The sequence below is a fragment of the Sulfurimonas sp. RIFOXYD2_FULL_34_21 genome, assembly GCF_001830805.1.
GTDB lineage: Bacteria > Campylobacterota > Campylobacteria > Campylobacterales > Sulfurimonadaceae > Sulfurimonas.
This window is the reverse complement of sequence record NZ_MICH01000006.1, coordinates 60,269-73,060: the sequence shown is the minus strand read 5'-3', so window position 1 is coordinate 73,060 and position 12,792 is coordinate 60,269. Positions and strand designations below refer to the sequence as shown.

General features: G+C 33.8%; 9 protein-coding genes. 7 read left to right on the top strand and 2 right to left on the bottom strand.

The genetic code is table 11. From position 1 onward, the window contains the following. Positions 1-123: 123 nt before the first annotated feature. The 7 genes from pheS (at position 124) to serA (ending at position 9,458) form a co-directional block, all read left to right on the top strand. Positions 124-1,116 carry a phenylalanine--tRNA ligase subunit alpha gene (gene pheS, locus A2530_RS03910; RefSeq protein ID WP_294885859.1) on the top strand — a complete coding sequence of 331 codons (993 nt, stop codon included), beginning with the start codon at positions 124-126 and terminating at the stop codon, positions 1,114-1,116. Continuing rightward, positions 1,113-3,452 (top strand): phenylalanine--tRNA ligase subunit beta, encoded by a 2,340-nt coding sequence (gene pheT / locus A2530_RS03905; RefSeq protein WP_294885858.1) that lies wholly within the window; start codon positions 1,113-1,115, stop codon positions 3,450-3,452. Before pheS ends, pheT begins: the two co-directional genes overlap by 4 nt. Next, complete coding sequence (aroA, locus tag A2530_RS03900) at positions 3,449-4,735, top strand: 3-phosphoshikimate 1-carboxyvinyltransferase (protein ID WP_294885857.1); 1,287 nt, start codon at positions 3,449-3,451, stop codon at positions 4,733-4,735. Before pheT ends, aroA begins: the two co-directional genes overlap by 4 nt. Before the next feature lie 17 nt (positions 4,736-4,752). After that, the gene (locus A2530_RS03895; RefSeq protein WP_294885856.1) at positions 4,753-5,580 is read left to right on the top strand and encodes a 4-hydroxy-3-methylbut-2-enyl diphosphate reductase; all 828 of its coding nucleotides are present in this window, start codon (positions 4,753-4,755) and stop codon (positions 5,578-5,580) included. A gap of 148 nt (positions 5,581-5,728) precedes the next feature. Next, on the top strand, positions 5,729-7,384 hold the full coding sequence (locus A2530_RS03890) for a 30S ribosomal protein S1 (protein ID WP_294885854.1): 1,656 nt from the start codon (positions 5,729-5,731) through the stop codon (positions 7,382-7,384). Between the two features lie 5 nt (positions 7,385-7,389). Further along, positions 7,390-7,869 carry a hypothetical protein gene (locus A2530_RS03885; RefSeq protein ID WP_294885852.1) on the top strand — a complete coding sequence of 160 codons (480 nt, stop codon included), beginning with the start codon at positions 7,390-7,392 and terminating at the stop codon, positions 7,867-7,869. Beyond that, positions 7,869-9,458: a phosphoglycerate dehydrogenase gene (gene serA / locus A2530_RS03880; RefSeq protein WP_294885851.1), complete on the top strand. Its 1,590-nt coding sequence runs from the start codon at positions 7,869-7,871 to the stop codon at positions 9,456-9,458. The genes A2530_RS03885 and serA overlap by 1 nt, the downstream gene beginning before the upstream one ends. Before the next feature lie 68 nt (positions 9,459-9,526). On the opposite strand, the gene A2530_RS03875 is transcribed toward serA, so the two are convergent. Together A2530_RS03875 and A2530_RS03870 are read right to left on the bottom strand one after the other, a co-directional pair. After that, on the bottom strand, positions 9,527-11,209 hold the full coding sequence (locus tag A2530_RS03875; protein ID WP_294885849.1) for an efflux RND transporter permease subunit: 1,683 nt from the start codon (positions 11,207-11,209) through the stop codon (positions 9,527-9,529). Next, the gene (locus tag A2530_RS03870; protein WP_294885848.1) at positions 11,202-12,791 is read right to left on the bottom strand and encodes an efflux RND transporter permease subunit; all 1,590 of its coding nucleotides are present in this window, start codon (positions 12,789-12,791) and stop codon (positions 11,202-11,204) included. Before A2530_RS03870 ends, A2530_RS03875 begins: the two co-directional genes overlap by 8 nt. Position 12,792 lies beyond the last annotated feature (1 nt).

The window sequence follows — 12,792 nt, the reverse complement described above, 5'->3', positions numbered from 1 at the left end:
ACGCATCCTTTTTTTATTTATTGTAACATATAATACGGTAAATGAAGCTATATATAAATTATATTTGACTATAATCCACTCTAAAATTTAAGAGAGAATTTCTCTCAATTACGGGTGAGTCTATTGAAAGAGTGGTATGACGAAATAAAAGAGGCACAGAGTGTTGAACGGATTGAAGAGATTCGCATATCTGTGTTTGGTAAAAAAGGTGTTTTGGCGGCAGAATTTGCTAAGATGAAAACAGCACCGGACGGGGAAAAATCAAAAATAGCACAAGAGTTAAACACTCATAAGAGTGTACTAATGAATGAACTTACTACTAGAAAGATAACTCTTCAAACATTAGAGCTTGAAGCTAATATGAAAGCAGAAGCGATAGATGTGTCTATGTTTAGTTCAAATTCTCAAGCAGGTGCACTACATCCTGTAATGGAAACTATGGATAGAATTGTAGAGTACTTCTCATCAATGAATTTTGCTATTAAAACAGGAAATATGGTAGAAGATGATTTTAATAATTTTGAAGCCCTTAATCTTCCAAAGTATCATCCTGCTCGTGATATGCAAGATACATTCTATTTTAAAGACGAGATGCTCCTTCGTACGCACACCTCTCCTGTTCAGATAAGAACAATGATGAGTACAAAGCCGCCTATTCGTATGATAGCTCCCGGTGCTGTTTTTAGAAGAGATTACGATATAACTCATACACCTATGTTTCATCAAGTTGAGGGTCTTTTGGTTGACGAAGAGGGTAAGGTCTCTTTTGCAAATCTAAAATTTATTTTAGAAGACTTTTTAAAGTACATGTTCGGTGATGTAAACGTTCGCTTTCGTCCATCATTTTTCCCTTTTACGGAACCTTCGGCAGAGGTTGATATCTCTTGCGTTTTTTGTAAAGGAAAAGGTTGTCGTGTATGTTCTAAGACGGGATGGCTTGAAGTTTTAGGCTGCGGAATAGTAGATCCAAATGTTTTTGAAGCCGTAAAGTATGAAAATGTTAGTGGCTATGCTTTTGGCCTTGGAGTTGAGAGATTTGCAATGCTTATTCATCAGATAGGGGATCTTCGTTCACTTTTTGAGGGAGATATTAAGTTACTGGAGCAGTTTCAATGATAGTTACTAGAAGTTGGTTAAACGAGTGGATAGATTTAAGTACGATATCTACTGATGAACTGGTAAAAACATTTAACTCTATCGGACTAGAAGTAGATAGCGTTTTAACTTATAAAGTACCCAAAAAGATAGTTTTTGGAAAAGTATTGGAGTGTAAAAAACATCCTGATGCAGAAAAATTAAATATATGTCAGGTAGATATCGGAACAAGCGTAAGACAAATCGTATGCGGTGCGGCAAATGTTAGAGCAGGACTTATCGTAGTCGTTGCTACGATAGGTGCCGTTATGCCTGATGGAACTACTATAAAGCCCGTAAAGCTTCGCGGTGTTGAATCAGAGGGTATGATTTGTTCGGCTAAAGAGATAGGATTAGCGGATACAAAAGACGGAATAATAGAACTTGATGAGAGTATTGGAAGTTATGTGCTAGGTGAAGAGGTCTCTAACAACTATATATTTAGTGATGATTTAATTGAGATAGAATTAACTGCAAACCGCGGTGACTGCTTAAGTATAAGAGGAATTGCTAGAGATTTGAGTGCTGCTTATGATAGAGTCCTTAAAGAGAATAATATAGAAGAAAATGATGATAAGAGAGTTGGAATAGGCAGAGTTTTAACACTTTCACATGAAAATAATTTAAACGTAAATCTTCTATATAAAGCAGTAGATCTTAAAGATTTAAAGTTGTCTTTTGTTATAAAGCTCAGATTAGCTCAGATAGAAAATATGAAAGAGAGTGATATAGAGTCTCTTATGAACTATGTAACCCATAGCAGCGGTGTGGTTTTGAGGGTTTACAATCATGGCTTTTTCTGTGCAAAAGATGAGACGTTGGCAAAACTTTCTTTAAATAAAGATGAAAACGGATATGCATCTATTATGGCAAGAGAAAATGAAAAAGCCTCTACTATAGGCATAAGTCAAGAAGATGTATCCAGAGTTACGACTCAAAGCGGCGTAGTTTTGATTGAAGCTAGTTACATTCCGCCGGATATAATATCCAAAAAAATGCAAGATAATAAAATGAGTGCCGATCAAATCTATTACAAAACCTCAAGAGGAAGTGAACCTGATCTGAATCAGGGAATAAACTACTGTATGAGCATAATTGATTCTAGTTCTACTTCATCTATATTTGGCGGTACGATAGAACTCGGCGATATACATGAAGATAAAATTATAAGTGTAACAAAAAAAGAGATTGATGAGATAATCGGTGCTAATATTGATAAAGTAAAAATTACAAAAATACTTAAAAACCTAGGATTTGATACTACAAAATCATCAGCTAGCAACTTTGTAATTTTGGTTCCTACCTTTAGACATGATATAGCTAATAGACAAGATATCATAGAAGAGATTGTTCGTTTAGTAGGTATAGATAACATACCTTCAAAAGCTTTTACCTTTACCGAAGATAACAGGCTTACTTCTGACTATTTCAAATACAAAAAAAGACAAACATATAGATATAGAGCTGCTAATAGCGGATTTTTTGAGTCTGTACATTTTGTTTTTGATGAAAGAAAAGTTTTAGAAGAGTACGGATTTGAGACTATTGATGAGAGCAAAGAACTTCTTAATCCTATTGTCAATACACTTGATACGCTTAGATCTACTCTTCTTACCGGTCTTCTTAGAGCGGCTTCAAATAACTCTAAAAATGGGTACTCTTGTGTCAAACTTTTTGAGGTAGGTTCAGTATTTAGCTCACAAAGAGAAGAGTCTATAAGAATGGCAATTCTCTTTTCAGGAGACAAAGAAGCAGAGAATTTGTCTAACTCGGGAAAACCTTCAAAGATTGATTTTGGGTTTTTTGCTCAGAAAATTTCAGATATTATAGGAAAATTTGAGCTTAGTGAATTTAAAACAAATCACTCTCTTTCACACCCTTTTCAGTCTGCTAATATAATTATAGAAGGCGAAAGAGTAGGAGAGTTATTTCGTGTTCATCCAAATGTAGAAAAAAGTTATGATTTGGAGGTTACGTACATGTGCGAGTTGGATTTTGAAAAATTGCCAGATGGTTTAAAAACTGCAAAAAAAACTTCAAAATATCAAGCGTCACATAGAGACTTAAGTATAGTAATGCCAAAAGAGATGAGCTATAAAAAAGTAAAAACTGTAATACAAGAGTCTGCAACAAAAGAGCTTGTTCGTTTTTACCCAGTTGATAAATATAGCGATGAAGTACTCGGTGAGAATATGAGTCTCTCTATTCGTTTTATTCTTCAATCATTTGATAAAACTCTTGAAGAAGAAGATATAACAAAATCAATGGATGCAGTTTTAAATGCATTAGATGATAAAATGGGTATAAAAATTAGATGAGCAGTGTAAAAGTTACAAGAGCATCGATATTTTCACTTAAAATATCTGAAATAGCGCCTGATAAATCAATATCTCACAGATGTGCAATGTTTGCTATGCTAGCTGATGGAACAAGTGAGATAACTAATTTTTTAAGAGCGGAGGATACTCTTAACTCCTTAGAAATTGTAAAAAATCTCGGTGCAACCGTTAGTGATAACGGTGTAACAATCAAGATAAGCTCTGATGGCATAAAAGAGAGCAGCGAAATTTTGGATTGCGGTAATTCAGGAACAGGAATGAGGCTTTTTTGCGGACTTTTAAGTTCGGCAAATGGTCATTTTGTATTAACCGGAGATAAGTATCTTCGTCGTCGTCCAATGAAGCGGGTAACTTCTCCGCTTCGTGATATCGGTGCAAAACTTGATGGTAGAGATAATGGAGATTTGGCACCTATTAGTATTAGGGGTTCTTCATTAAAAGCATTTAACTATGAGAGTAAAATAGCTTCTGCACAGGTTAAAAGTGCAATGATACTAGCAGCACTAAGAGCTGATGGTACATGTACTTTTACCGAGCCTGAACTTAGTCGTGACCATACCGAGAGAATGTTAAAAGGTATGGGAGCAGATATAAAAGTTGATGGGCTTAAAACAACAATTAAGCCAATGACAAAGCTTTTATCTCCTTTAAAAATAAGAGTTCCATCAGACCCGTCAAGTGCATTTTTCTTTGCTGTTGCAGCTGCAATTACTCCTGATTCTGATGTGTTTTTAGAAGGTGTAACTCTTAATCCTACGCGCATTGAAGCATTTAAAGCGCTGGAGAGAATGGGTGCAGATATAAGTTATGAAATTACCGATAACAAATATGAGCCTATCGGGAATATACATGTAAAATATGCTCCGCTTAAAGCTATAACAGTTGAAGATAACATATCATGGTTGATTGACGAATTGCCTGCGCTCTCAATTGCATTTGCATGTGCGGATGGCGTAAGTGTTGTTAAAAATGCTGAGGAGCTTAGAGTAAAAGAGAGTGATAGAATCTCTACCGTTGTTAACGGGCTTAGAGATTGTGGTATAGAAGTCGATGAAGTAAAAGACGGGTACAGTGTAAAAGGCGGAAAATTACAGGCTTCTGTTATTGATAGTCATGGCGATCATAGAATAGCCATGAGTTTTATAATAGCAGGTCTTAAATGTGGAATGAGTGTTAGTGATGTTGATTGTATAAATACATCATTTCCAAACTTTTTTGAACTGCTCCAAAAAATTACAAAAGTAGAATTTACTTCTTTGTAAAAGGAGATATATTATCAATGAAAATAGAGTTAGCGGAAAATTACGGATTTTGTTTTGGTGTAAAAAGGGCTATAAAAATAGCAGAGGAGAATAAAAATTCATCTACTTATGGACCTCTTATTCATAACTCAAAAGAGATTGAAAGATTAGAAAAAGATTTTAAAGTAGGGCTTACCGATAATCATAAAAGTTTTGCATCAGGCGATAAAGCAGTAATAAGAACTCACGGAATACCAAAAAATGAGCTTGAAGAGTTAAAAGCAAATAATGTAAATGTTGTTGATGCCACATGCCCGTACGTTACTAAACCGCAACAAATTTGTCAAGAGATGAGTGAAGCAGGCTATGAGATAATTATCTTTGGAGATGAAGCTCATCCAGAGATAAAAGGTGTTAAAAGTTATGCGATTAACGGTGCTAGAGTCGTGACATCTCCAAAAGATTTAGAAGATTTAAAGCTAAAAGAAAGAATCGCATTGGTTGCTCAAACTACGAGGCGAGTTGAAGATTACATGGAAGTTGCAAACTATCTAATCCCTCGTTATAAAGAAGTTCGCGTGTTTAACACAATATGTAATGCAACATTTGAAAATCAAGAAGCAGTTCAAAAAATATCAAAAAAAGCAGATATTATGATAGTAATAGGTGGGAAAAACTCATCTAATACTAAACAGTTATATAGCATTGCTAGAGAGTATTGTAAAAATAGTTATCATATAGAAGATGAGAAAGATTTGGATTATTCTTGGTTTAAAGATAAAAACTTTTGCGGAATCAGCGCAGGAGCTTCTACTCCTGACTGGATAATTCAAAAAGTAGTTGACGCAATTCAAAACAATAGATAAGTTATAATTTTTAAAAAAGTAGTTCTAAGATTTTAACTTATTTTAATCACAAATAGCCCTCTTTATAGTCATATTTTCCTAAAATTAATGTAAAAATTACCAATAATTAGATATACTCACGAAATTTTTATGTAACAGAGGATAGGTAATGGCGTTCGATAACGAATCATTTGAAGAAGAAGAAAATTTTGCAGAGATGTTTGCTGCAAGTGAGAAGCAGCAAGAAACAAGCCGCATTGTAGAAGGTGAAATTGTTGAAATCCAACAGGATGAAAACAGAGCATTAGTAGGTGTTGGCGATAAACTAGAGGGTATTCTTAGTTTAGATGAAATCAGCGAAAATGGTAAATTAAAGTTTAACGTTGGCGATAAAATTAAAGTAATGGTTACTGGATACTATAATGAACGTCCTAAAATATCATATAAAAAAGTTTTAGAGCAACAAAAAACTATTGATTTCATTGATAAAAACAAAGAAAACTTCGAAGACATAGTTATAGAGGGTGTAATTACTAAGAAAAATCGTGGCGGTTATGTAGTAGAAGCTGATGATATAACATTTTTTATGCCTCGTTCATTGGCTGCTTTTAAAGATAGCGATGAAGTATTAGGACGTAAAATAAAAGCACAAGTTGTTAAAATTGATGAAGAACAAAACTCAATAGTAGTATCTCGTCGTAAACTCTTTAATGATGAGCGTAAGAAGAAAAAAGAGATTATCGACAAGTTAATGGAAGATGATGCTCTTGTTGAAGGTACTATTAAAAAAATAACTAGCTACGGCATGTTTGTAGATGTAGGTGGGGTTGATGGTTTAGTACACTATAATGAAATCAGCTACAAAGGTCCAGTTAATCCTTCTAAGCTTTATAAAGACGGTGACACCGTAATGGTAAAAGCTATCTCTTACGATAAAGATAAAAGACATCTTTCTCTATCTATAAAAGCTGTTCAACCTGATCCTTGGGCAGAAGTTGAGAGCGAATTAGATGAAGGCGATACAATAACCGTTACTGTTTCAAATATTGAAGCTTACGGTGTATTTGTTGACTTAGGAAATGATATTGAAGGGTTCTTACATATTTCAGAAATTTCATGGGACAAAAATGTTAAAAATCCTAATGACTACTTGAAAGTTGGGCAAGAGATTGATGTTGAAGTAATTGAAATCAATCCTAAAACTCATAAACTTCGTGTTTCGTTAAAAAGACTTTTAGCTAAACCTTTTGATGAATTTATGAAAAATCATCATGAAGGCGACGTAATTTCAGGAACTGTTACATCTTTAACTGATTTTGGTGCATTTGTTCGTATTGACGGTGTTGAAGGTCTTTTACATAATCAAGATATATCTTGGGATAAAAATGTAAAATGCAAAGATGTTTTAAAAGCCGGTGATACTGTTGAAGTAAAAATTGCTAAAATCAATCCTGAAGACCAAAAAATATCACTAAATAGAAAAGCTCTTTTAGAGAGTCCTATAGATACATTTGCTAAAACGCATAAGTTAAACAGTGTAGTAACCGGAACTATTCGTGATATTAAAGATTTCGGTGTATTTGTATCTTTAGAAGACGGCGTAGATGCACTTATTCGTGATGAGGACCTCTCTCCCTTAGAAAAAAGTGATTTAGAAGTAGGTCAAAAAATTGAAGCGGCAATAGCTGTTATAGATACTCGTCGTGACCGTATTCGCCTCTCTGTTAAAAAGTTAGATTACATAAAAAATCAGGCAATGCTTGATGAGATTAACGATGATGAATCACACTCTTTAGGTGATTTAATTAAAGATAAATTTAAGTAACAGTCGTGCAAAAGATTTTAAAATGGCTTACCTCACTCATCGCAGTGGGGGTAGCTATTTTTATTATTTTTTTTCTTATTTCAATTAATTCAAATGAAACTTCTATAAATCTTGCTCCGTTAGAACACAAGAGTGAAGTAGCTCTAAATGAACCAAAAAATATTTGGTTAGATCATTTTTCTAAAACTGAAAAACTCGGATATTTTTATCCCGTTAATGAAGTTTTGATTCAAGTTGATTTGAATGAAAAAATAGCAAGTAAAACAATATATAAACTATCTGCACCGATAATAGATCCATATCAACTTTTCTGTTTAAAAGAGGAGTTAAAACAACATCAATTAAAGTATTATCTAAAAAAAGATAAAAACGGTGCGGAGTTGCTAATTTACTCAAAAGATATTGAGAGATTGAATTCTCTTGTCGAGGTGTTAAAAAATTACCAAATTTCAGCCAATGTTGGGCTATATAAAGAGGATATATAATGCAAAAATATACTATCGTAGTTTGTGACCATATACATGAAGCAGGTCTTGAGATGCTTCGTAATGATGAAAATATTAATTTTGTAATGGCGGCCGATGAAGATAAAGAAAAACTTTTAACTATTATCGAAAGTGCTGATGTTGCAATAACAAGAAGTTCAACGGATGTTGATGATAAGTTTATAGCGCATGCAAAAAATATGAAGGCTATTGTTCGTGCAGGCGTAGGTGTTGATAACGTTGACATAGCTGGATGTTCTAAAGAGGGCATTATTGTTATGAATGTTCCAACAGCAAATACAATTGCAGCAGTTGAGCTTACTATGGCCCATATGCTCTCATGTATGAGAATGTTTCCATACTCTCATAATCATTTAAAAGAGCAAAGAGTTTGGAAAAGAGAAAAGTGGTACGGATATGAGCTTAAAGGTAAAAAATTAGGCGTTATCGGATTTGGCAACATAGGCTCTCGCGTAGCAAAAAGAGCTCAAGCATTTGAGATGGATATAGTTGCTTATGACCCGTATATTAACCCGTCAAAAGTTACAGACTTAGATATGTTATATACTAAAAATTTTGAAGATATTCTCTCTTGTGATATTATTACTATCCATACGCCGAAAAATAAAGAGACTGTTAATATGATTAATACGGCAGAGATTGCTAAAATGAAAGATGGGGTTGTTTTAATCAACTGTGCTAGAGGAGGTCTTTATAATGAAGAGGCTCTTTATGCAGGTTTAACAAGTGGTAAAATCCGTTTTGCAGGTATTGACGTATTTATGAAAGAGCCTGCAACAGATCATCCACTATTAGACCTTGATAATGTAACAGTATCTCCTCACTTAGGTGCAAACACATATGAGTCTCAATATAATATAGGAACTCAAGCCGCTGAAAATGCTATAGCAGCTGCAAAAGGTATATCTTATGCGCATGCTATGAATTTACCTATTGATGAGTCTAAGATACCTGCATTTGTAAAACCGTTTTTAGAGATGGGACAAAAAATCGGCTTCTTAGAATCTCAATTAAATAAATCTCAAATCGTAGCTATTAAAGTAAGCGGACAAGGAGAGATAGCTAAGTATGTTGACTCTTTAGCTACTTTTGTCGCAGTCGGAGCAATGAGTCAAATAAGTGATGATACTATTAACTATGTAAATGCTGATTTTATAGCAAAAGAAAAAGGGATTAAAATAGAGTCTGAAGCTCTAATTGATTCAACTGTTTACAAAAATTTAATAACTATTAAATTGAGTACGGCAGAAGGCGGAACTACAACTATTAGTGCTACAATCTTTGATGATAACGTATTTAGAATTGTCTCGATAGATGGATTTGACATTGAAGTTGCATTAAAAGGCGATATGATTATTCTTAAAAATCAAGATGTTCCTGGGGTAATAGGAAATATAGGTTCTACTTTGGCAAAGCACAATGTAAATATTGCTGATTTTTCATTGGCAAGAAATGATAAAAAACAAGCGCTTGCGGTTATTTTGGTAGATAATATTATCAGCGATGCAACACTTAGCGAGTTATTAAAAATTGATGCTTGTTCAAGCGTACAATACGCTAGACTGTAGTATTTAAATCCTCTTTATAATTTCTTACATGTAAACTTTTTACATGTAAGAAAACCATCTCTCCAATCTCAATCTAAATTAAAATGTTTATTCAAATCCGCTTTAAAAAGAAGTATAGGAACAATAATTAAAGAAGCTATAACAGCTGCAATTGTTCCAAATATAAGAGCAACTCCAAGCCCTCCAAATACAGCATCGCCGGCTAAAAGCGTTGAAGCAAGTATAATTGCCGCCGCAGTTAGAAAAATAGGTTTAGCACGTGTTGCCGTTGCATAAGCAATTGCCTCAGCTTTACTCATTTTGTTATCTTTCATTAAAGAAGCGGTAAAGTCAATCAATAAAAGAGAGTTTCTTGAACTGATTCCTATTAAAGCAATAAAGCCAATAAGTGACGTAGCTGTCAAAAAGAATGTGTCGGTAGTAAAAATATCCATGATAAAATGACCTACAATTACACCGATAATCGATAAAAAAGAACCCAAAAGTATAATACCGCTTAGTGCATAGCTTTTATAATAAATTACCATCAGTAAAAATATAAGAATTAAAGCGGCGATGAATGCGGCACCTAGTTCAACAAATGTATCAAGAGTGACTTCCATCTCTCCATCCCATATCAATTTGTAAACTTTTTTAGATTCTTTGTCAGTAAGTTTAAGATTAAAAAGACCGATTTTTTCAATATCATACTTATCGTTAAATGTATTTAAAATGGTGTTTCTAGCTTCCATTAGAGGATAAACCTGTGAAACCATATCCGTTTCAGCCATAACATTAGTCATTAAATGTAAATTTTTACTCATAAGCATAGGATTCGATTTTTTAGGTACGATTGTTACTAGTTCAGTAATAGATGTCATCATGCCCATCTGATTCATAAGTTTTAAAGATGATAGTTTTGCTTTTATGCTATTTATATCTTTTGTTGAAAACTTTTTAGACTCTTTACTAAGAGATAGATAGATTGGAAGCTGATCGTTATATAAATCAGAGTTCTTGACTGCTATTTGCATACCTTCAAACGCTAAATATAGTATATCATTTAACTGTTTTACATTAACTCCAGAGAGTGCAACTTTAGTGCTGTCAACTTGTACTTCAAATGTATCATAAATCTCATCTTGCATTATTTCTACATCAACAAGTCCTTGCGTATTTTTAAATATACTTTCAACTCTGTTTGACAATTCTCTAATACCATTCGTATCTTCACCGTATATTTCCGCAACAAGTGCTGCTAAAACAGGAGGTCCTGCCGGAGGTTCAACAAATGTTATTGTAGTTTTATCATATATAGTGGCACAATTTTTTTGAATATCCGGTCTCATTCTTTGTACCATAAAGTATGATGGTTCGTCTCTGTCATGTTTTTTAGTAAGATTTACTACTATCTCTGCAACATTTTCAGAGTTTTTAAAGTGAGAACCTTTTATTAAACCTGCAAAATCAAGTGGCGCACCCATACCTAAGAATATCTCAAAGTCTTCAACTTCTTTCTCTTTTTTAATATAATCTGCCACACACTCAGTTACCTGATTTGTCTGTTCTATAGAACTTCCCTCTACCAACGTTGTGTAGATTGTAAATGTATCATTGTTTTTTCCAGGAAGCATTTTTGCCAAAACCATTTTGCTTGGTGCTATCATTAATACCGATAGAACAAAAGCAATAAAAGTTACAAAAAGAATTAAATTTCTTTTTCCAGAGCTTTGAATTCCATTAAAAACAGTATCTTGAAATTTTTTAAACATTATGTTTTTCCTCGCCGTGAAATTCTGGTCTCTTCAGCATTCTAGCTGCTAAGTAAGGTGTAAAAATATATGCAACAAAGAGTGATGCGATAAGAGCCACAGGAACGTTTGCAGGAATCGGTTTCATAAATTGTCCCATCATCTGTCCTACAAATGCCATAGGAACCATTGTCATAATAATTGCCAAAGTTGCTATATTTGTAGGAGGTCCTATTTCATCAGTTGCTTCAACCATAATATCATCAACACTTTTGTTTGCAGACTCTTTTGAGTGATAGTGTCTATGAATGTTTTCTATAACGATAATTGCCGCATCAACCAAAAGCCCGAGTGAAAGTAAAAACGCAAAGAGAGTAATACGGTTGATTGTTTGTCCTGTTAAATATGCAACAAAAAGTGTAATAGCAAGAATTGCGGGAACCGTAAAAGTAACGATTAAAGATTCTCTCCATCCAAGTACAAGAATAAGTAAAATAGCAATAATAACAATTGACAAAAGAAGGTGAAATACCAGCTCATTAACGGCTTCATTTGCTCTTTGCCCATCATTTCTAGTAATAGCATAGTTTATTCCGTTATTGCGCAGATACTCTTTGTAGCTCTCAAGTTCTGTTTTTACAGCATCTGCAATAACAACGGCATTAGTACCTTGAAGTTTAGATACGGTAAGTGTTACTTGATTTTTTAGAGTTGAGAAATTTCCGCTCTCATCTTTCTTGCTTATTGTAGCTGATTTAAAGTTTTGTATATCATATGAACTTGTAATATTTGCAATCTGTTTTAAATAGATAGGAGAACCCATATACTGTGCAATAATAATATTGCCGATATCTTTCTCATTTTCAATAGCATTTTTAACGCTAAGCATAATGATTTCATTATCTTTACTTCTGTTTTTTACGGCAGGAACGCTGTACGATAGTGACTGAACACTTTGAACAATTTGCCCCATGGATATATTGTATCCTGAGAGTTTATTCAAATCCACTTCAATATTAAATTGATGCTTATTCCCGCCTTTAAGCTCCGTTACGGCTACATTTTCAAGACCGTTTATACGGTGTTGAATATCTTTTACTTTATCGTAAAGCTCTGTTTTACTCATATTAGCATCGTTTGAATAAAATGCAACAGATACTACAGGAATATCAACGTCGATATCAAGAGGTTTTATGATTGGATTCATAGCCCCTTTTGGAAACATATCGGAGTTTTGCATTATTTTGTCATAAACTTTAAGATTTGAATCTTCTTTAGCTTCTCCGATATAGAATGCTGCATTTACTATTCCCACATTATCCATCGCCATTCCGGTAATGTTCTCTACACCTTTTACCTCTTTTAATTTTCTCTCTAATGGTTTGACTATGACTTTTTCAATCTCTTCAGCACTAGCTCCAGGGAGTGCAACAATAACGGTTGAACCGCTCACAACCATTTGAGGATTTTCTTCACGCGGCATTATGTTTAGAGATAAATACCCTATTGCTAATAAAAAAACGCCAAGAACGATAGTTAAGGGGTTTCGCAAAAATCCCGAAGCTAACTTTCCTGCGATATCTGTTGGTTTATATATATTCATA